At 63.4% G+C, this 20,581-nt stretch carries 20 protein-coding genes; 7 read left to right on the forward strand and 13 right to left on the reverse strand.

Annotation, left to right across the window (positions count from 1 at the left end; translation table 11 throughout):
* Positions 1-167: 167 nt before the first annotated feature.
* From ACFUCV_RS07175 to ACFUCV_RS07185, 3 genes are read left to right on the forward strand one after another with little or no spacing between them, the layout of a single operon-like run.
* Complete coding sequence (locus ACFUCV_RS07175; RefSeq protein WP_380813950.1) at positions 168-1,166, forward strand: nucleoside hydrolase; 999 nt, start codon at positions 168-170, stop codon at positions 1,164-1,166.
* A complete protein-coding gene (locus ACFUCV_RS07180) occupies positions 1,163-2,587 on the forward strand; it encodes an MFS transporter (RefSeq protein ID WP_380813952.1) in 1,425 nt (474 codons plus the stop codon). Before ACFUCV_RS07175 ends, ACFUCV_RS07180 begins: the two co-directional genes overlap by 4 nt.
* Positions 2,584-3,525, forward strand: coding sequence for a ribokinase (locus ACFUCV_RS07185; protein WP_380813955.1), 942 nt, complete (start codon positions 2,584-2,586; stop codon positions 3,523-3,525). Before ACFUCV_RS07180 ends, ACFUCV_RS07185 begins: the two co-directional genes overlap by 4 nt.
* A gap of 93 nt (positions 3,526-3,618) precedes the next feature.
* On the opposite strand, the gene ACFUCV_RS07190 is transcribed toward ACFUCV_RS07185, so the two are convergent.
* The 13 genes from ACFUCV_RS07190 to ACFUCV_RS07250 form a co-directional block, all read right to left on the reverse strand.
* Complete coding sequence (locus ACFUCV_RS07190) at positions 3,619-4,590, reverse strand: 4-phosphopantoate--beta-alanine ligase (protein WP_380813957.1); 972 nt, start codon at positions 4,588-4,590, stop codon at positions 3,619-3,621.
* Between the two features lie 70 nt (positions 4,591-4,660).
* A complete protein-coding gene (locus tag ACFUCV_RS07195; RefSeq protein WP_380813959.1) occupies positions 4,661-5,581 on the reverse strand; it encodes a Rossmann-like and DUF2520 domain-containing protein in 921 nt (306 codons plus the stop codon).
* On the reverse strand, positions 5,571-7,052 hold the full coding sequence (locus ACFUCV_RS07200) for a PH domain-containing protein (RefSeq protein ID WP_380813961.1): 1,482 nt from the start codon (positions 7,050-7,052) through the stop codon (positions 5,571-5,573). Before ACFUCV_RS07200 ends, ACFUCV_RS07195 begins: the two co-directional genes overlap by 11 nt.
* On the reverse strand, positions 7,049-7,570 hold the full coding sequence (locus tag ACFUCV_RS07205; protein ID WP_380813964.1) for a PH domain-containing protein: 522 nt from the start codon (positions 7,568-7,570) through the stop codon (positions 7,049-7,051). The genes ACFUCV_RS07200 and ACFUCV_RS07205 overlap by 4 nt, the downstream gene beginning before the upstream one ends.
* The gene (locus ACFUCV_RS07210) at positions 7,563-8,078 is read right to left on the reverse strand and encodes a DUF3180 domain-containing protein (protein ID WP_380813966.1); all 516 of its coding nucleotides are present in this window, start codon (positions 8,076-8,078) and stop codon (positions 7,563-7,565) included. The genes ACFUCV_RS07205 and ACFUCV_RS07210 overlap by 8 nt, the downstream gene beginning before the upstream one ends.
* 147 nt (positions 8,079-8,225) lie before the next feature.
* Positions 8,226-8,738, reverse strand: a complete 513-nt coding sequence (gene folK / locus ACFUCV_RS07215; RefSeq protein ID WP_380813968.1) for a 2-amino-4-hydroxy-6-hydroxymethyldihydropteridine diphosphokinase — start codon at positions 8,736-8,738, stop codon at positions 8,226-8,228.
* Positions 8,735-9,118 carry a dihydroneopterin aldolase gene (folB, locus tag ACFUCV_RS07220; protein ID WP_380813970.1) on the reverse strand — a complete coding sequence of 128 codons (384 nt, stop codon included), beginning with the start codon at positions 9,116-9,118 and terminating at the stop codon, positions 8,735-8,737. Before folB ends, folK begins: the two co-directional genes overlap by 4 nt.
* Positions 9,115-10,074, reverse strand: a complete 960-nt coding sequence (gene folP, locus ACFUCV_RS07225) for a dihydropteroate synthase (protein WP_380813972.1) — start codon at positions 10,072-10,074, stop codon at positions 9,115-9,117. Before folP ends, folB begins: the two co-directional genes overlap by 4 nt.
* A 12-nt stretch (positions 10,075-10,086) precedes the next feature.
* A complete protein-coding gene (gene folE / locus ACFUCV_RS07230; protein WP_380814170.1) occupies positions 10,087-10,701 on the reverse strand; it encodes a GTP cyclohydrolase I FolE in 615 nt (204 codons plus the stop codon).
* Positions 10,702-10,725: 24 nt separating this feature from the next.
* Positions 10,726-12,801, reverse strand: a complete 2,076-nt coding sequence (ftsH, locus tag ACFUCV_RS07235; protein WP_380813976.1) for an ATP-dependent zinc metalloprotease FtsH — start codon at positions 12,799-12,801, stop codon at positions 10,726-10,728.
* 236 nt (positions 12,802-13,037) lie between these two features.
* Positions 13,038-13,589 carry a hypoxanthine phosphoribosyltransferase gene (gene hpt, locus ACFUCV_RS07240; protein WP_380813979.1) on the reverse strand — a complete coding sequence of 184 codons (552 nt, stop codon included), beginning with the start codon at positions 13,587-13,589 and terminating at the stop codon, positions 13,038-13,040.
* A gap of 63 nt (positions 13,590-13,652) precedes the next feature.
* The gene (gene tilS / locus ACFUCV_RS07245; RefSeq protein WP_380813981.1) at positions 13,653-14,753 is read right to left on the reverse strand and encodes a tRNA lysidine(34) synthetase TilS; all 1,101 of its coding nucleotides are present in this window, start codon (positions 14,751-14,753) and stop codon (positions 13,653-13,655) included.
* A 3-nt stretch (positions 14,754-14,756) separates the two neighbouring features.
* On the reverse strand, positions 14,757-15,911 hold the full coding sequence (locus ACFUCV_RS07250; protein WP_380813983.1) for a zinc-dependent metalloprotease: 1,155 nt from the start codon (positions 15,909-15,911) through the stop codon (positions 14,757-14,759).
* Between the two features lie 220 nt (positions 15,912-16,131).
* Between ACFUCV_RS07250 and ACFUCV_RS07255 the strand changes: the two genes are divergently transcribed.
* The 4 genes from ACFUCV_RS07255 (at position 16,132) to ACFUCV_RS07270 (ending at position 20,580) form a co-directional block, all read left to right on the forward strand.
* Complete coding sequence (locus tag ACFUCV_RS07255; RefSeq protein WP_380813986.1) at positions 16,132-16,878, forward strand: response regulator transcription factor; 747 nt, start codon at positions 16,132-16,134, stop codon at positions 16,876-16,878.
* A gap of 89 nt (positions 16,879-16,967) precedes the next feature.
* Positions 16,968-18,383, forward strand: coding sequence for a sensor histidine kinase (locus ACFUCV_RS07260; RefSeq protein ID WP_380813989.1), 1,416 nt, complete (start codon positions 16,968-16,970; stop codon positions 18,381-18,383).
* A gap of 73 nt (positions 18,384-18,456) precedes the next feature.
* A complete protein-coding gene (locus ACFUCV_RS07265; protein WP_380813992.1) occupies positions 18,457-19,464 on the forward strand; it encodes a phosphodiester glycosidase family protein in 1,008 nt (335 codons plus the stop codon).
* 6 nt (positions 19,465-19,470) lie between these two features.
* Positions 19,471-20,580: a GtrA family protein gene (locus ACFUCV_RS07270; RefSeq protein WP_380813995.1), complete on the forward strand. Its 1,110-nt coding sequence runs from the start codon at positions 19,471-19,473 to the stop codon at positions 20,578-20,580.
* The last annotated feature ends 1 nt before the right edge of the window (position 20,581 follow it).

The raw sequence follows: 20,581 nt of genomic DNA on the forward strand, positions 1-20,581 counted from the left end.
GGCCGGCGCAAAGGCCCCTCCCCGCCCTGCCCGCCATCTGGCGGCAAGCTAGGACCGGTGCCTTGAAATCAGCACGTTAAGCGCTTGACGTGAAGTTGCCCGGCTGGCACACTGAAATCTGCCCGGTGCAACACCCAAGGCGCCGCCCCCAACGACGTGGAGAAAAAGTGAACCCCGAACACCATCCGGACCAGCAGCCGGCCCCGGCCCTGCCGGCCGGACCCCGAAAAATCATCCTGGACTGCGATCCGGGACATGATGATGCCGTAGCCCTGCTGCTGGCCCATGGCAGTCCTGCCATTGAGTTGCTGGCAGTGACCACAGTGGTGGGAAACCAGACCTTGGCCAAGGTCACCCGCAACGCGCTGTCGGTGGGCACCATTGCCGGCATTGAGGGCGTGCCCTTTGCCGCCGGTTGTGACAGGCCGCTGGTGCGCAGCATTGAAACGGCCCCTGACATTCATGGCGAAAGTGGCATGGACGGCCCCGCGCAGCCTGTTTCCACCATTGAACTTGACCCCCGCCACGCCGTGGACCTCATCATTGAACTGATCATGACGCATGAGCCGGGCACCATTACCCTGGTACCCACCGGCGGGTTGACCAACATTGCCATGGCTGCCCGGAAGGAACCGCGCATTGTGGAGCGCGTGCGGGAAGTAGTCCTCATGGGCGGCGGCTACCATGTGGGCAATTGGAGCGCTGTGGCCGAATTCAACATCAAGATTGATCCCGAAGCGGCGCACATTGTGTTCAACGCCGGCTGGGAAGTGGTCATGGTTGGCCTTGACCTGACCCACCAGGCACTGGCCACCCCGGAAGTGGTTGCGGCCATTGACGCCGTGGGGACCAAACCCGCCCGCTTTGTCCACGAACTCATGGATTTCTTTGCCAAGGCGTACAAGGACAACCAGGGTTTTGACCACCCGCCCGTGCATGATCCCTGCGCCGTGGCCTACGTCATCGACCCCACTGTCATGTCCACCCAAAAGGTTCCTGTTGACATTGAACTCACCGGCACCCTGACCCTGGGCATGACGGTGGCTGACTTCCGCGCCCCGGCCCCCGCGGACTGCAAAACCTCGGTTGCCGTGGACCTGGACCACACCAAGTTCTGGCAGCTGGTCACCGACGCCCTGGTTCGCATTGGCGAGGTTGACGCATGAGCGCCATCGCCACGAAAGTGAGCAGCAAGCCCGGAAATGTCACAGCGCTCATGGTGGCGTTGCTGACCGCCTGCGTGGCCTTCCAGCTCAACGCCTCCATGCTCAGCCCGGCCCTGGTGACCATGGGTGCGGAACTCAATGCCAGCCAGGCCTCCATTGGTCTGTCCCAAACCTGGTTCTTCACCGCCGCAGCCGTCTTCTCACTGTTCCTGCCGCGCCTGAGCGACATCATTGGCCGCAAAAAGGTCCTCCTGTCCATGATGGCGCTGATGGGCATTGGTTCGGTCATCTCCGCCCTGGCCCCGGACATCACCTGGCTGTTCATTGGCCGCATCATCCAGGGAATCAGCGGGCCCACGGTTCCGCTGTGCCTGATCATGCTGCGCTCGGCAGTGAAGGACCCGAAGAAGTATGGCGCCCTCATGGGCCTGGTCACTGCCGTCAATGGCGGAATTGCCGGCATTGATTCCTTTGTGGGCGGCTACTTTGCCGAAAACTATGGCTTCCGCAGCATTTTCTGGCTCATGGTGGCCATTGCCGCCGTCGCCGTGGTCCTGATCATGATGTTGGCCGGGGAAAGCAAACCAGGCGCCGGAACCAAGATGGACTGGCTGGGCGTGTTCTTCATTGTCATAGCAGTTGGTGGCTTGTTGACCGCACTTAATGAGGCGACGGCGCTGGTGGGCGCCTTCAACACGGGCACCTTGCTGCTGGCATTGCTTTTGGCGGTCATTTCCCTGACGGCCTTTGCAGCTTTTTGGACCGTGGAAAAGCGTTCCGCCCACCCCATGGTGGAAATTGTGCACCTGCGCCAGCGCTCCACCTGGGCACCGCTGCTGACCACCGTGCTGACCATGACGGGAATCTTTGCCGTCATCAACGGCATCGTTCCGGCCTTCGTGCAGGCGGCGGATCCCGGCTTTGGACTCGGCGCCACTGAGATGAGCCTGATCATCCTCACCCCCTACGCTTTGCTGGGCTGGCTTTTCGGGCCCATCACGGGCCGTTTGGCACCGGTGTTTGGCTACACCAAGATGTTGCGTGTGGGCTTGCTCGGCAGCATTGCGGCGCTGGCCATCATTGCCTTCCTTGGCCTGAACAGCCTGCCGCTGATGATTGCTGGAACGGTGCTGTTGGGCATCATGTATGCGGGTACCGTGAACATCATGCTCAACGGCCTGGGCGTGGTGCTCTCACCCCAGGGCAACCCGGGCTTTCTGCCGGGGATGAATGCCGGGGCGTTCAACCTCGGTGCGGGCCTGAGCTTTCTGGTGCTGCCGGCCATTCTGGTCGCCACCGCCCCCTTGGGTGTGCAGGGTTCTTATGCCACAGTGGTGATGGTGGCGCTGGGCATTGCAGTGGCCGCCTTTGCCGCTTCCCTGCTGGTCCCCAAGCCCGTCGATGCGGAGGTTGCCCCATGAAATCCCAACGAATCATTGTTGCAGGATCACTTAATGCCGATCTGACCATATATTGCGAACGCCTGCCTGCCCCGGGGGAAACCCTGCACGGCAACGGCTTTGCCGTGAACCCTGGCGGGAAAAGCGCCAACCAGGCCGTCTCCGCGGCTAGGCTGGGCGGTGCCGTGACGCTTTTGGGCGCCGTGGGCCGCGACGCCCACGGCGAGATGCTGCTGGCTTCCACCGCCGGAGCCGGCGTGGACGTTGATCCAGTGCGCCGCGTGGACGAACCCACAGGTGTTGCAGTCATTTCCGTTGAGCGCAGCGGTGAAAACTCCATCATCATCAATGCAGGGGCCAATGGCACCTTCTCTCCTGCGGACGTGGACGGCGAAATTTTTCGCGGCGCCGGTGTGGTCTGCCTGTGTCTGGAGGTTCCCCTGGCCACCGTTGAGGCGGCAGCCCAGGCCGGGCACGACGCCGGGGCAACAGTGCTCCTGAACCTCTCCCCGTATGCTCCCATTACCGCCGGGTTGGCGAAGCTGACGGATGTGCTGCTGGTCAATACCCACGAGGCCTCGCAGTTTTTAAACGGCTATGCCATGCCGGGGCCCCACGCCGCCGCCGATCAGTGGCAAGGGGCGCTGGCAGCCTTTGCCGGGCGTGGGCTGGAGAGGGTCCTGGTGACCCTGGGCGCTGCAGGGTCAGTGGTTTTGGACTCGAAAAACCCGGCGGAGCCCGTGGTGCGCATTGCCCCCACAGTGGTCCCGGCCGTGGACACCACGGGAGCCGGCGATGCCTTCACCGGCGCCGTCGCCGCCCAACTGGCGGCGGGGGGCCCGCTGGCCGACGCCGCCCGCTACGCCTCGGTGGCGGCAGCTTTGGCCACCACTAAAAGGGGCGCCCAGGGCGCCTACCCCACCGCCGGTGAGGTGGCGGCCGCGCTGGCCGGCGCCTGACCCGCTACCACGGATGCGGCCCGGCACGCCCTCAACCCTGTGCGGGCATGCTGGGCCGCGTCCGCGGCGGTGCTTTTGGACGCCGGTGCGGCCCTAGCCCAAAAGCATGTTGTCAATGAGCCGCACCGGCCCCACCTGGGCGGCAATGAGCGCCAGCGCCTGTCCGGTAAAAGGGGTGTCCTGGCAATTTTCCGCCCGTACCAGCAGACTTTCCACGTCCACCACCTCCAGATAATCCAAGTCCACCCCCGGGGCGCTGCGCACCAGCTCTTCCGCCGAGGCAATATCCAGTGGCTCGTGGGCATCGGCACGGGCCTTGAGCAGCTGCAACGCCCGGGGCAAAACCAGTGCGCTGCTGCGTTCCTGGGGAGACAAAAAACGGTTGCGGCTTGAAGCTGCCAGCCCGTCCTCGTCCCGGACAATGGGCACTGCCACGATTTCCACGGGAAAGTTCAAGTCCGCCACCATCGCGCGCACCAGGGTCAACTGCTGGGCGTCCTTTTGGCCAAAATAGGCCCGGTAGGCCGGCCGCCGGCGCCCCGCGGCGCCCTCTGGCGCCGCAGAATGCACTCCGGCGCCGGCCAGGCCGCTGCCGGGCAGGGCCGCATGAAGCAGTTTGGCCACCACCGTCAAGGCGCCGTCAAAGTGCCCGGGACGCGCGGCACCCTCATACAGTTCACCGATCCTGCCGGCCGTGATGCGCACCATGGGTTCGCCGCCGGGGTACATTTCGGCCACCGTGGGGGCAAACATGATGTCCACTCCCGCCTCTTCCAGCAGCAGCGCATCCGCTTCCGCTGTGCGGGGGTACCGCGCCAAGTCAGCCGGGTCACCGAACTGCAGCGGATTAATGAACACGCTGGCCACCACCACTGAATTTTCCGCCGCCGCCGCACGCGCCAAACTGGCGTGGCCATGATGCAGGGCACCCATGGTGGGAACCAGGCCAAGGGTTCCCGGCTGCGCGCCGCCCCCGGCACCACCGGATTCCTTGGCTCTGGCCAGCAGCAGTTCCCCCGCTGCATTCTGGAGTTCGGCTATGGTTTCCACCCGGACAATGCTCATCTTTGTACTCTTTCCATTCTTCCCGGCACTTGTGAACCACTGTCATGGTTCCTGTTGGTGCACCTGCCCCTTAGCCGGCACCTGTGGCGGGGCCGGCGTCGTCCCCCCGCAAGGCTGCCTGCACCCCGAGGAAGGCCTCCGCTGAAAGCAGCCTGCGCTTGGCGGCGCGGGCTGCGGTGGCTTCGGCCATGGCCAAATAGGCGTCACGGATGTCATTGGCCCCAGTATCCAAGGCATGTTCCTGCAGCGCCGCCGTGTGGGCCGCCACGGTGCCGGAATCACCACGCGCCACGGGTCCGGTCAGCGCCGATTCCCCCGAGGCCAGGGCATTCTCCAAGGCCGCCCGCAACAGCGGACCCATGAGATGCTGCGGTGCCTCAACTCCGATGTCCCCGAGGATTTGGGCCGATTGCGCCACCAGGGTGACCATGTGATTTGCCGCATGGGCCAAGGCTGCATGGTACAAAACCCGGTCCGCCTCGGCAATGACCACCGGCTCGGCCCCCATTTCCACCACCAGCGCCTGGGCAATGGGCAGCATGGCCGGATCGGCGCTGATGCCGAAGGTGCAGTCCACCAGACGGCTCAGATCAAGGCTCATGCCCGTAAAGGTCATGGCCGGGTGCAACGCCAACGCAATGCCTCCGGCTTCCTTCACCGGCCCCAGCACACCGGTGCCGAAGCGGCCCGAGGTGTGTGCCACCAGCTGTCCGGCCTGCCAGGCCCCTGTGGCTGCCAGACCGGTGACCAGATGCGGCAGGACGTCGTCGGGCACGGCCAGCAGCACCAGCTCGGAGCGCTCCACAATGTCAGCCGCCTCCAGCACGGGGACCCCCGGCAGCAGCAGCTCGGCCCGCTCCAGGGAGGCCTCCGAGACGGCCGCCACCCCCACAATGGCGTGCCCGGCACCGCGCAGCGCCGCCCCTAAAACGGCTCCCACCTTGCCGGCCCCAATGATGCCAATTCCCAGCCGTCCCGGTTTAATCGCCACGCTTCACCTCTTCATTTTGTTGTGCAGCCTGCGCCGGCTCCAACCATTGTTCCCGGGCGTGCATGCGGCGGGCCGTGGCTGCGCGCTTGGCCTGCTCAGCAAAGAGCGCCAGGGCATTGGCCACCGACATGTGCTTGACCAGGGGCCGGATCGGACCCGGGGTGGAATGCAGGGCAAAACTGGCCAGCCCCAGCCGTGCCATGAGGGGCCCTTGCCGCAGTCCCAGGGACTGCGTGCGTTCGTGCGGAACAAGCTGCAGCAGCCGGACCACCGCGCCACGGCGGCACAGCAGGGCGGTGTCAGTGGCACGGTAGGCATTTCGGCGCCAGGCCAGCGGGTCCAGCCACCGCGCCTGGCGCGGTGCGGGCACAAATCCATGGCCGGTGCCGCGGCCGCGCAGACCTGCGGTAAAGACCGCAAAGGGATCGTCGACCCCGGGGTCGGGAAAGACCAGGCCCAGCACAGTCATGACCTCGTCCAGGGTGCCAACGGGCAGGATCACGCTGCGGGAACCGGAATCCGTGGTGTCTGCCCCATAACCGGCCACATTGACCTGCACCCGGTACCAGCCGGCCATTCGCCAAATGGGTCCCTGGGAGATGCCAACGGCCTGAACCCGGCCAGGGGGGATGGTTTGGGAACGTGTTTCCAACATCCCGTAATGCAGCCGGACACCATCGACCGAGACCGCAAGCCGGAAATTATAATCAGTGGTGATGGTCTTCCAATAGCCGGCCGCAAAACCCAAAATAATGGGAAAGGCGCCGAACAAAATGGCTGGTTCCCCGCTGATCCCCACTGCCACACCAAGGCCTGCAGCCACAATCAACGCACCGGCGGTGGTCCCGCTCAAAAAGGCCGCCCCCACGATCCGGCCAGGCCGCAAGGCCAGCACCGGGGTTTCCGGCGCTTCCTGGACCTCGCCAGGGGCCAGGGGATCCATGTCCACGCCGGCCGCGCGTGCCAGGATGGCTGCCCGCAGCCGCTTGGCCTCCCCCAGCTTCAGGAACGCCAGGCGCATGACGGACTTGCCGCCGTCGGCCACTTCAAACTTCAGTTCCGCCAGCCCAAAGGCACGGGCCACCAACGGCTGCACCACGTCAATGGCCTGCACCCGGTCAATACGCGCCTGGCGTTGCTGTCTGAACACCACGCCGGAATTGATATGCACTGAGGTGTCAGTGACCTGGTAGCGGGTGAACCGCCACGAGAGAAAAAATACCAGGCCAAAAACCACCACGGCGGCGCCAATGATGGCACCAATGATGGGCAGCGGAGCGCCTGCGGAGACGCCCCCCTCGTCCTCCCAGTCGCCGGCCACGAATGAGTCGAAGGCGTTGCGGCCAAAAATGTATGCCACCGCAACCACCGCCACCCAACCACGCACAAGCGGCGAGACGGGGTGGACCCGGTGCCAGGTGCCGGCGGCATCCGTGGTGAAGGCCGGGGCGCTGGGCCCTGCGACGCTCACAATCCGGCCAGTTTCGCCTCGCCGCGGGCCGAAAGCTGCTCACGCAGCCGGGCGGCTTCCGCAGCCGGCAGGCCGTTAATGACAGCATTCGTGCCGGGAGAGGCCGTGTGAAGGTGGATGGTGCTCAGCCCCAGCATGCGTTCCAAGGGACCCATGGTCACGTCCACGTATTGCATCCGCCCATAGGGGACCACCATGATGCGGCGGAACAAGATGCCGTCACGGATCAAGAGGTCCTCATCCTGTTCGGCGTAGCCGATCGCACGCACCTGACGCGGAATCAGCAGCAGTTCCCAGACCAGGACAAGCACCACCAGCGCCGGAGCCGTCCAGGCCAGCCAGGCTGGGTACCCGGGCCATACCCCTGTGGTTTTGAGCAGCAGCGGCGTCAGGGTGATGGCCAGAAAAATCAACGAACCAATTCCGGCGGAAATGAAGCGGGCCGTGGCCAGCTTCGCGGAAACGGGCAGAAAATCCACCCCTTGCGGATCTATGGGGTGGGCGCGGGGGCTAGGCAAATTCTTCCTCCCCGTGGCTGTCGCGCTTGATGCGCGGATTATCCGGTGGTTCATTGTCATCCGGGGGCACCTTGCAAAAGCGTTCCACGGCAATTCCCACAACCACCATGACCAGGCCGCCTGCCATGAGCGTAAGCAGCTGCCAAATGACACCCAGCTCGGCGCGCAGGGACACTGTGGGCAATTGATCCAGCATGATTCCGGCATGCCAGCCCAATAAAACCGCCCCGGCATAGGCACAGGCCTGGGCCAGCACCACTGTTCGGGCCGCCATGAGCGCATCCAAGGCCTTATCCCGTCTGCCGTCACGCCAGCGGCGGACCTTCAGCCCCAGGAAAATGCAGACCACCACTATCAGCCCCATGGTGGCAAGGGAACTTAACGGCAGCACCGGCAGCGCCAAACTGGCGCGCGAGCAAAGTTCCGTGGCAATCAAGCCCAAAACAGCCACCGCCACGCCAATGCCTATCAACCACGCAGGCCTGATGGTGCGCATCGTGCCTTTCATCTTTGCCTCATAAGTTCGTCAGGGACATCACGATTAACCGTACTCCACCAATGAACGGCTGCGCCGAAGCCGGCAAACGATGACCGCGGGCCCTGCGGACGGGGCACCGGCGGCGGCTCACCGGGGACATTCAGCCCCGGCGTAAAGTCACGCCTGGGCCTCGGGTGCGTGGGAAATCCCGGGCATGTCTGCCGCCGCTGCGGCCAACTCTGCCACCGGCTGCCCCTGCAGCGTGGCGTGTGGCTCCATGAGCGACCACGGGTACAACACGAAGGCCCGTTCCGCGGCGCGTGGGTGGGGCAGCGTCAGGACCGGGTCTGTTGAACGCATCTCGCCGTAGGTGATGATGTCCACGTCAAGGGTCCGCGCACCCCAGCGCACTTCACGGGTCCGGTGGTGGGCCAGTTCAACTCCCTGGCAATGCGCCAGGAGCTCCATCGCCGTGAGGCTGGTGTAGACGGCAATGACCATGTTTAAAAAATCAGGTTGCCCGGCAGGGCCTCCCACGGCCTTGGTGGTGATGACCGGGGAGACGTTGTCCAGCCGCACCTCAGGCCGGTCAACCAAATCGGCCACCGCATCCTGGAGGGTTCCTGCGCGTTCGCCCAAATTGCTGCCCAGGGCCAGGATGGCGCGGGTCAGTGAACGTTCGCCGCTCACCCGTCCACCTGTCCGCGGGTCCGGTGGACAGTGATGCTGACGTCTCCGAACGGCACTTGGATGGGGGCCTTGGGTTTGTGCACAGTGACCTCCACTGCCTGCAGCAGGGGGAAGTCCGTGAGTAGGCGCTCGGCCATGCGCACCGTCAATGTCTCAATGAGATCATAGGACTGTCCCGTCACCATGGCCACAATGGTCTCGGCCACGGCGCCATAATCGGCGGTTTTGCGCAGGTCATCCGTGGCCGCGGCCGGGTTCACATCCATGAACAACACGGCGTCGGTGATGAAGGGCTGCCCGTCACGCTTCTCATGGTCAAACACGCCATGATAACCAATGGCAGTCACACTGCTCAGGCGGATGGTGTCCACCCCCATCATGCCGTTCCCCCGGTGCCGTGCGGCGTCCTACGGGCCGCACGGTTTTCCTGGGCCAAGCGCAGGCGTGCCGCCACCTTGGCGGCATCGAGGCTGGCACCGACATCATGCACGCGCACCCCCCATACGCCCTGCGCCCCGGCGAGGGCGGTGGTGGCGGAGGTGGCATCATCACGTTCCTTCGGAGCCGCCGCCTTGCCGGCGCTGCTCAAAAGGGACCCCAGGAAGCGTTTGCGTGAGGTGCCCACCAAAACCTTGTTGCCCATGGCAGCCACCCGGTCCAGGTTGGCCAGCAGTTCCCAGTTCTGCTCGGCATTTTTGGAAAAGCCCACCCCGGGATCCACTATCAGCATTTCAGCTTTGACCCCGGCGGCGTAAAAGCGTTCGCGCAGCACCGACAATTCACCCACCACTTCCTCCACCACATCGCTGTACTGGGTCAGGGAGTCCATGGAACGGGAATCACCGCGGCTGTGCATGAGCACGTAGGGCACTTGACGTTCAGCTATCAAGGCAATCATGTCCTCATGCACATTGGCGCCGGACACGTCATTGATCAGCGCGGCGCCGGCGTCGAGGGCCCGGGCTGCCGTGGAAGCGTGGCGGGTGTCAATGCTGATGAGGGCACCAGCCTTGGCCAACGCGGAAACAACAGGCAGGATGCGGCGCTGCTCTTCGTCCTCCGCCACGGCGTGGGAGCCTGGCCGGGTGGATTCGCCGCCCACATCAATGATGTCCGCGCCCCCGTAAAACATCCGCAAACCGTGGGCTATGGCGGTGTCGGTGGAGTTGTACTCGCCGCCGTCGCTGAAGGAGTCGGGCGTGCAGTTCAAAATCCCCATGACCACCGTGCGGTCGGCGGGCAGGGACGCAAAGCTTGCCACCGCGCGCCTGGCGCGCAAGACGGGCAGTGGGGACGTGGCCGGGCCCGTTCCTGGGGCAGCTGCGAGTGAATCCATGCTGTGGTCTTTCTACCTTCCGAGAATCAGGCTCATGGCTTCGGCCCGGGTGGCGGGCTCGTGAAGCATGCCGCGAACGGCACTGGTGACGGTCTTGGCGCCGGGTTTGCGCACACCCCGCATGGACATGCACATGTGTTCGCACTCAATGACGACTATGGCGCCCTCCGGCTTGAGGTGTTCCACCAAGGCATCGGCAATTTGGGAGGTGAGCCGCTCCTGCACCTGCGGACGTTTGGCGTAAATGTCCACCAGGCGGGCCAGCTTGCTCAGACCTGTGACACGTCCGTCCGCGGCGGGGATGTAGCCTACGTGGGCACTGCCGTGAAAAGGCACCAGGTGGTGTTCGCAGGTGGAGTAGAACGGAATGTCCTTGACCAGCACCATCTCCTGATGCGCAATGTCAAAGGTGGTGCCCAAAACCCCGGCCGGATCCTGGTGGATTCCGGCGAAAACCTCCGCATAGGCCTTCGCCACCCGTTTGGGGGTGTCCAGCAGGCCGCTGCGGTCGGGGTCCTCCCCAATGGCCAGCAGGATTTCCCGCACGGCAGCCTCAATGCGGGGTAAATCCACCGTCGACGCCGGCGCGTCACCAGCCACTGCAGCCTGATCGCCGTCAAGGTCCATGAGTTCGCCTTCCATTGCTTTCACTTACGCTTCGCCTGGCAGCTGCGGGGCCTCGCCTGTGCCCGCATTGCTGCCTGGGTGGCCCTGCGGGGCATCGACGCTGCCCGCCAGCTTGGCGGAAGCCAATTGGTCCTGGGGGGATACGGTGTCAGGACTGGGCCCGCCTGCCTCGGCCGCCTCCCGGCGTTCCTTGTCAGTGACCACGGGAGGGACGTTGGAAACCGGGCGGCTGTCCTTGGAAAGCCACACCCGGCGTTCGGCAGGTTTGCGCAGACCGGCGAAGATTTCGGCGATCTCAGCCTGGTTGAGGGTTTCGCGCTCCAGCAGCTCCAGGGCCAGACGGTCCAGGATGTCGCGGTTGGCAATGAGCGCCTCGTAGGCATCGTCATGGGCCTGGTCGATGAGTTTGCGGACTTCGGCGTCAATGATGGCGGCCACTGATTCGGAATAGTCGCGGTCATGGCCGGCGCTGGCGCCCAGGAACGGCTCGCTGTTGCCGGAGCCCAGCTTGACGGCGCCAATGCGCTCGCTCATGCCGTACTGGGTGACCATGGCACGGGCCGTGGCGGTGGCCTTTTCAATGTCATTGGAGGCGCCGGTGGAAGGATCGTGGAACACGATCTCCTCCGCAACGCGCCCACCCATGGCGTAGGCCATTTGGTCCAGCAGCTCATTGCGGGTCACCGAGTACTTGTCATCCTCGGGCACCACCATGGTGTAGCCCAAGGCACGGCCACGGGGCAGGATGGTGATCTTGGTGACCGGGGCCGTGTTGTGCATGGCGGCGGCAACCAGGGCGTGCCCACCCTCGTGGTAGGCGGTGATTTTCCGTTCCAGTTCCTTCATGACGCGGGTGCGCTTCTGGGGCCCGGCCATGACGCGGTCAATGGATTCATCCAGGGCGCGGTCATCAATCAGCTGGGCATTGGAGCGCGCGGTCAACAGGGCCGCCTCGTTCAACACATTGGCGAGGTCGGCACCGGTGTAGCCGGGGGTCTTCTTGGCGACGGCGTTCAAGTCCACACCGGGGGCCATGGGCTTGCCCTTGGCGTGGACGCGCAGGATCTGCTCACGGCCCTGGCGGTCCGGGGCCTCCACGGGAATCTGCCGGTCAAAGCGGCCCGGGCGCAGCAGTGCGGGGTCCAGCACATCGGGGCGGTTGGTGGCAGCAATCAGGATCACGTTGGTTTTGACGTCAAAACCATCCATTTCCACCAGCAGCTGGTTGAGGGTCTGCTCGCGTTCGTCATTGCCGCCGCCAATGCCGGCACCGCGGTGGCGGCCCACGGCGTCAATTTCATCCACGAAGATGATGGCCGGGGCGTTGTTCTTGGCCTGCTCGAACAGGTCACGGACGCGGGAGGCACCCACACCCACGAACATTTCCACAAAGTCAGAACCTGAGATGGAGTAAAACGGTACTCCGGCCTCGCCGGCAACGGCGCGGGCCAGGAGGGTCTTGCCGGTTCCGGGAGGGCCGTACAGCAGCACGCCCTTGGGGATCTTGGCCCCCACGGCGGTGAACTTGTCAGGGCTTTGCAGAAAGTCCTTGATTTCATGGAGCTCTTCGACGGCTTCGTCGGCGCCGGCCACATCGGAGAAGGTCACCTGCGGGTGGTCCTTGGTCAGCAGCTTGGCCTTGGACTTGCCAAACTGCATGACCTTGGAGCTGCCACCCTGCATGCGGGAGAACAGGAACCAAAAAATCAAGCCAATGAGAATGAAGGGGATGAGCAGTGAGAGCATGCTGGACCAGAAGTTGTTCGACGCCGGTTGGTCGTCGAACTTTTCCAGGCCGGCATTGTCAATGGCCTCAACCATGGTGGTGGCACGGTATCCGCCGTAGTAAAACTGCACGTTTTTCCCGACCTTGCGGTCTTCGGCCGTGGTGAAGTCATCCTTCAAGACCAAGTCCACCCGACCTTCAGATCCAAAGACCTTGGCCGAGGCGACTTTGTCGTCATTGAGCAGGTTCAGGGCCTCTGAAGTGGTGATGCGGCTTTGACCCGTTCCGGTCAGTGTGAACAGGCCGGCGCTGATGAGCACGACCGCCACAACAATCCACACAAATGGACCCTTGAAGAGTTTCTTGACTTTCATGTGTTCGAGGCCAGGCCTCGTCCCTCCCGCTCAACCAATACGTACATTCAAGGCTGACTGCGACACAGCCTTCGGATAACAGCTTTGCACCGTTCGCCCTGCTACACGTACGGGAATCGCACTTAGTTCCCTGAGGGCATAACGAAAAGGCGGTTACAGGCACAAGAAGACCCCCAATGGCGGCAACTGCCGGGGACGGCGGCCGCCATTGGGGGCCCGGGGTGCAAAATTACTGGCTACTCGTAAACGTGCGGGGCCAGCGTGCCAATAAAGTCCAGGTTGCGGTACTTCTCAGCAAAGTCCAGGCCGTAGCCAACCACGAATTCGTTGGGGATTTCGTAGCCCACATACTTGACGTCGATTTCGACCTTGGCGGCGTCCGGTTTGCGCAAAAGGGTGCAAATCTCAACGGAGGCCGGGCCACGGGACATCAGGTTGGCGCGCAGCCACGACAGGGTCAGTCCGGAGTCGATGATGTCCTCGACAATGAGCACGTGCTTGCCCATCAGGTCCGTTTCCAAGTCCTTGAGGATCCGGACAACACCTGAGGACTGGGTACCGGAGCCATAGGAGGAGACAGCCATCCAATCCATGGTGACGTGGCTGTGCAGGGCCCGCGACAGGTCGGCCATGACCATGACAGCACCCTTGAGGACGCCCACCAGGAGGACGTCGCGGCCCTCGTAGTCAGCATCAATTTGGGCAGCCAACTCGGCTACACGCGTTTGAATTTGTTCCTTGGTGTAAAGAACGTGCTTGAGATCAGCTTGGACGTCTTGTGAATCCACCCATGGCTCCTGGTTGTAAAGGTTTGTAACTGGCTCGGTGCTGCACTGCTGCAGAAAATGCGCCTAACTGCTGCGCTTAAGAACAAGCTTCCCATAGCCGCGGCCCTCTTGGGGAACGCCTTGTGCACGTGAAATCCGCCAGGCGCTGACTTTTCCGGCCAACTGGACGGGCCCGGCGGAGCCTTTTCGCAACAGCAGGGTTTGCACGGCAGCCAGACGTTCAAGGCTTGGCTGCACTCCGCCCAGTTCGACGGCGGCCAAGGCCAACACGCGGGTGCGCAGTGCCGGCGGCAGCTGCCGGAGTTCCTCCTCCGGCAGGCAGATGCTGTCCAGGGTGCCGTTTTCGGCGCTGACCTGGGCGAGTTGGTGGTATTTTGCCGCTGCCAAGTCATCCAGAAGGTCGGCGTCGTGGCCCAGAATGGTTGCCGAACGGGCCAGCGATTCCGCCACCCCCGGGCCCAGCCCGGCAGCAAGCTGTGGAATCACATTGTGGCGCACCCGGACCCGCAGGTAGGCGGGGTCCTGGTTGGCCGGATCGTGCCAGGGGTCCAGATCCAGGGCTGCGCATATGGCCAAGGTCTCATCCCGCCGCAGCCCCAGGAAGGGGCGCAGATAAATGCCGCGGCGTTCACGCATGCCAGCGAGGGAACGCGTCCCGGATCCACGGGCCAGGCCCAGCAGCACCGACTCCGCCTGGTCATCCATGGTGTGGCCCAGCAGCACGTGCTTGGCCCCCAGTTCCTGCGCTGCCGCGTCAAGGGCGGCAAAACGGGCTGCACGGGCGGCACCCTCGGGACCGGCGCCGTCGTCCTTGAGGTGGACAACACGCACCACAACAGGATCCAGCCCCATGGTTTCCAGCTGGGCTGCGGTGCGTTGGGCCACCGCCGCGCTGCCTGCCTGCATTTGGTGATCCACCACCACCGCACCCACCCGCACCTCGCCACGGTGGGCAAAAAAGGCGCAAACGGCTGCCAGGGCCAGGGAGTCGGGGCCTCCGCTGCAGCCCACAAGGATCAACGGCGGCTCCTCCACCTGCAGCTTTTTGCCCGTGGTTTTCAGGCCCAGCAGCCCACCCACCATGGCCCTGGCCTTGCCCACCGTGGGATCGAGGCGTCCGCGCGGACGCGGCGGGCGGGGCACCGCACCCAGTGTGGCGGCCATCGGCTACAACCCCATCCGGTTCACCCAGAGTCGGGCATTGTGTATTTCAGCTTCCGTAGGGAGGTTTTGCGGGCGCAGCCAGACCACGTTGAAGCCGTCCAGGCCCACCAGGGCGACGGTTTCGCGGACAAATTTGGCCCCGTCGCTGTACTGACGCATTTTGGCGTCCAGGCCCATGAGGTTCCGAACAAACCTTTCAACCACCCCGCGGTCCTTGCCCCGCTGGTTGAAACGCTGGCGGATGGTGCGCACGGTGGGCACAATTTTGCTGTCCACCCCGTCCATCACCACATTGGCATGACCTTCGAGCAGGCTCATGACGGCCGTCAAGTGCGACAAGGCGGCTTTTTGCTCGGGGTTCTGCAGCAGGTCGAGCACGCTGCCGCGGTTCGGGTCCGCCTCCTGGCCCGCTTTGCCGCGCCTGCCGCCCAGTGCCTTGGCGCTTTCCAAGATGCGGTTCCCAAAGTTTTCCGAATCCCCCACCAGCAGGGAACCAAGCTTTTCAATTTCAGCGAGCATGTGGTGCCGCAGCCACGGGGCGGCCGCAAACTGCACCCTGTGGGTTTGCTCGTGCAGGCAGACCCACAGCCGGAAGTCCGCCGGATCCACCCGAAGCTCACGTTCCACCGTGATGATGTTTGGCGCCACCAGGAGCAAGCGCCCGCCCGAGGCCTGGTTCGCCACGCTCGCTGTGGGTGCCAGTGCGGCGAAGGGGTCGTATTGGCCCAGAACCTTGCTGGAAAGGAACGCCAAGGCAGCACCCAGCTGGGCTCCGGTGACGGTGGAACTCACCGCGGCACCCGGGCGCCCGGGCACGGCAGCTTTGGCTGCCGTGCCCGGGTTGGCGTTTTTCTCCGCGAGCGCGCGCAGCACCGGGTCGAGCATGACGGCAAAACTTTGGGTGTTGGCTTTGGCCCAGGATGCCCTGTCCACCACCAGGACCTGGGAGTCATGCAGGTCACGGGCTGCTTCCAAGCGGCTGATCTCATGGACGTGCGGTACGGATTTTTCAGCCATGAGACGCAAATTATCCACCGCGGCAGCAATTTCCGAACCATTGAGCACCGGTCCTGCCGGTGCCAGTCCGGCTGCCGTTTTTGCTGCAAGTTCCCAATTGATCAGCTGGGGTGTGGCCGGGGGTGTGCTGTGCGGGGTCATTGACCCATCAGATCACAAATGTTTGTGCGCCTGCTGAAAGTGGTGGTGGCAGGCACAATGGGCTTTTCACAGCTGCGGCACAGGAGGAAACTGGCCAAGGCATGGAATGTGCGGCGACACTGGATTGAACGTCCATCAACACTGCCGCCGGCGCAGCGCCGCAACCGGATGAAAACCGGGCGCGGCCCGCCAGTCAATGTCCCCTACGAGAGTTGCATCCATGAGCACCCCACCGCGGAACTCCTTCACCGACCTTCCTCCGTTGTCCCATCCGGACGGCAGCCCGATTCGCGCTCTGGTGGTTGATGATGAGCTCAGCTTGACGGAACTCATCAGCATGGGCCTGCGTATGACGGCTTGGGACGTTGCCACGGCAGCGAACGGCGCAGATGCCATCCGCGCCGCCCGCACCTTCCGCCCCGACGTTTTGGTGCTTGATGTCATGATGCCTGGCATGGACGGCATTGAGGCGCTGGCCAAAATCCGGGAATTCATACCCACCATTCCGGCCCTGTTTCTGACGGCGCGGGACGGGGTTCATGACAGGATTGCCGGTTTGGCCGCTGGTGGCGATGACTACGTGACCAAACCCTTCAGCATGGAGGAATTGGTGCTGCGCCTGCACCGTCTGGTGCAGCGTTCAGGCATTGCATCCTCAGACAACGCGCAACTGGTGGTGGGCGATTTAATGCTGAACTATGACACCCGGGAAGTGAAGCGCGGCGGAGTGGACATTGACCTCACTGCCACGCAGTGGGAACTGCTGCGTTATTTGATGGAGAATGCGCGCCGGGTGGTGAGCAAACCCCAAATACTGGATCAAGTGTGGCACTACGATTTTGGCGGCCAAGCGAACATTGTGGAGCTGTACATTTCCTATCTGCGAAAAAAGATCGACGCCGGCCGGGCCCCCATGATCCACACGGTCCGCGGTGTGGGATACGTGCTCAAGCCCGCGGTTTCATGAGGTCTTCGGCAGCGGCTGCCGGCAGGGCGGCTGGAACGGTCCAAGGGGGCAGGCGCCGGCACAGGCTGCGTACCAAGTTGATAGTTGCCATGCTCATCCTGTTGGCATCCATTTGTGCAACTGTGGGCATAGTCAGCCATTTGGCGATGAACAACTACCTCAGCGCGCAACTTGATTCCGGTCTGCAGGAAGCCGCCGCGCGGTCGTTCGGTCCGAAGGGTCCGCCACCCAATGCCTCCGCTTCACCTTCCGAGCCGTTGACCGGCAGCCAACCCGACCCCCTTGACACACGTGGTCAACGGCCCGGTACCTTGGTAGCCCTCTTTTCCGACGACGCCGACATCGCGTCGGCGGTCGTGCAGACCGACGGCACGGCCGTTGCCCTGTCCACGGCGGATCTGCTGTTGGTGGGGCAGGTGGACCCTGCCGGCGGCCCCAAGGAGCTGGAGCTCTCCAGCGGGCACTACCGCCTCCAGGCTTCCACTGCCATCACCCGGGACGGTGAAGTGTTGGTGACAGGGCTGTCCACCACGGAACGTGACTCCATTTTGGACTCCCTGCTCCTGGCCACCACAAGCGTGTCGCTGGCTGGCCTAGGGCTTATTGGGCTCATTGGCACCATCATGATCCGCCGTTCCCTGCGGCCGCTGGATGAACTTTCAGCCGTGGCCACCACCGTCTCAACGCTGCCGTTGGAGTCCGGTGAGGCGGCCATCCATGTCCGAATACCGCCCATGGCGTCCGAGCCCGGGACCGAGATAGGCGAGGTGGGCGTCGCCTTCAACAACATGCTGGACCACTTGACCCGGGCGTTTGCGGCCCGGCACGCCAGCGAAGTCAAGGTTCGTCAGTTTGTAGCCGATGCCAGCCATGAACTCCGCACTCCCTTGACCTCCATCCGTGGCTACACGGAACTTGTGCTGCTGAGCGAAACCTTGACCCCCTCCGGATCCGCAGCGCTGCATCGGGTGGACAGCGAATCCCGGCGCATGTCTGCCCTGGTTGAGGACCTCCTGCTGCTGGCCCGTCTCGATGAGGGCCAGCGGGGCGAAGCAACATCCGTTGACCTGACCGACCTGCTCATGGAAACCACGCAGGACAGCAAAGTTGCCGCGCAGGACCACGGCTGGTCTTTGCAACTGCCACAGGAACCGGTGCTGGTGATGGCCGTGGAATCGGAGCTGCGGCAAATCATCATCAATCTGCTCTCCAATGCCGCCAAGCACACGGCAGCCGGCACCCACATTCAAGTGGGCTTGGCAGCGGCGCAGGGGCTTGCCACACTGTCCGTTGAAGATAATGGCGCAGGGATACCGCAGGAGTTCCTGCGCCAGATCTTCACTCGATTCAGCAGGGCCGACGCTGCCCGCACCAGCAATGGGGGCAACAGTTCCGGGCTCGGACTGGCGATCGTTGACGCCTTGGCCCAGGCAAACCACGGCACCATCAAGGTGACAAGCATTCCCGGACGGACATGCTTCATGCTGCAGCTGCCCACCGTCTAGGCATTCGGCGCTCACAGCTTCAGCACAAGATAGTGGACGCATGTGGCACAGGGTGCGTGCGTAAAAAAGAAGCATGAACACTTCATCACCACCCACTGAAAAAAACGCCATGGCCCCGGGCGCCACCAAATCCCCCAGTCGACGCGTCGTCATTGGTGGGGCCCTGGGGCTGCTCCTCTCCGCTGGTGGCGCCGCAGCTTGGGCCCTGGACAGTTTCGTTGTCGAGCATGTTGAAATAACCGACGTCGATGCCTACGAGGCCGGCGCTGCCTCGTCACAAAGCGGAGGCACGGCGAGCGCTGCCGAGGCAGGGGCATCCGCTGCCGCCGTCGTCAGCGAGAACGGCTTCACCTCCCAAACCGCCACGCTGGCCATCAATCAAGTCACGACCGGAAGCGGCGGGACGACACTGAATTACTTTACGGCGAAGGTCGATCTCACGGATGCCACAGCCTTGAGATCGGCGTTTGCACAGAACAGTTTTGGCGAAAACATCACCGAAACCACGTCAGCCATCGCGCAGGACAAGGACGCAATTTTTGCCATCAACGGCGACTACTACGGCTTCCGCGATACCGGCATTGTGATCCGCAATGGTGTCTCCTACCGCGACACCGGCACCCGGGAAGGGCTTGCCTTCCACCGCGACGGGACAGTTGAAGTTTATGACGAGCGCGCCACCAACGCCGCAACCCTGGTGGCCAACGGCGTGTGGAACACGCTCTCTTTCGGTCCGTCACTGATTGAGAACAACGCCGTCAAAGCCGGCATTGACAGCGTTGAGGTGGACACCAACTTTGGCAACCACTCCATCCAGGGGCTCCAGCCACGGACGGCCGTGGGCGTCATCAGCCCCAACCAGCTCGTTTTCGTGGTGGTGGATGGCCGCTCCACCGGCTACAGCACAGGCGTCACCCTCCCGGAGTTGGCCCAAATCATGCTGGATCAGGGAGCCACCACGGCGTACAACATTGATGGCGGGGGATCCTCCACCATGTACTTCAATGGCTCTGTGGTGAACAATCCACTGGGCAAAAACAAGGAACGCGGCACTTCCGACATCCTTTACCTTGCAAGGTAGCCGGCCATGATCATTTTGATACCCTCCTTCGAACCAGACCATAAACTTCCCGAACTGATCCAGGAACTCACCAACTCCGGCACCGGTGCGGCAATTTTGGTGGTCAACGACGGCAGCGGGCCCCGTTTCGACGCAGTATTCCAGCAGGTGAAGGCTCTGGGTGCCACCGTCCTGGCTTATCCGAACAACCACGGCAAAGGCCAGGCCCTCAAAACGGGTTTTAGCTATATAGCTGCAAATTTGCCTGGCCACGATGTGGTGTGTGCCGACAGCGACGGCCAGCATTGTGTAACTGACATCCTGCGCGTGGCGGGGGAAATGCGGGCACATGATGCCATTGTTTTAGGTGAGCGGCACTTTAGCGGGCAGGTGCCACTACGCAGCCGCTTTGGCAACGCCGCCACCGGGTTTTTCTTTGCACTGGCAACAGGCACCCGGCTGCGTGACACCCAAACGGGGCTGCGCGGCTACCCTGCGCAGTTGCTCCCCTGGCTGCTGTCGGTGCGCGGCAACCGCTATGAATACGAACTCAATGTGTTGTTGGAGGCCAGCGCCCAGGGTTACGTCCTGACAAATGTCAGCATTGCCACCATCTACCTTGCCGGTAATGAATCATCCCATTTCCGTCCGCTGCGCGACTCCCTGCGGATTTACGCCCCCTTATTAAAATTCTCCCTGTCCTCATTGGTGGGTTTCCTGGTGGACACGGCTGTCTTCCTGATACTCATGGCCGCCACGGGTTCCCTGTGGCAGGCCACCGTGGGCGCCAGAATCATCAGCGCGGGCACCAATTTTGGCCTCAACCGGCAGCTTGTCTTCCCCGCAGGACGGCCGCTGCCGCTCAAACGGGCTGTCACCGGCTACCTGGCCCTGGCAACCTTCCTGCTGGGTGCCAACTATGGGCTCCTGCTCAGCTTCACGGCGGCCGGCGTGCCCACGCTGGCGGCAAAGCTGCTCACCGAGTTGATGCTGTTCCTGCTCAGTTTTGCCGTGCAAAAACGCTGCCTTTTCCGCGGACCGGCCGCCGGCGCCCAAAAGACTTCGGCAGCAAACAAGTATTCACAAGCCCAGCTTCCCACCAGCACAGATTCAGCACAGCTTCACGCGGAAATCTAGT

It is taken from the genome of Specibacter sp. NPDC057265, assembly GCF_042668835.1.
In the GTDB taxonomy this organism is placed as follows: Bacteria; Actinomycetota; Actinomycetes; order Actinomycetales; family Micrococcaceae; genus Specibacter.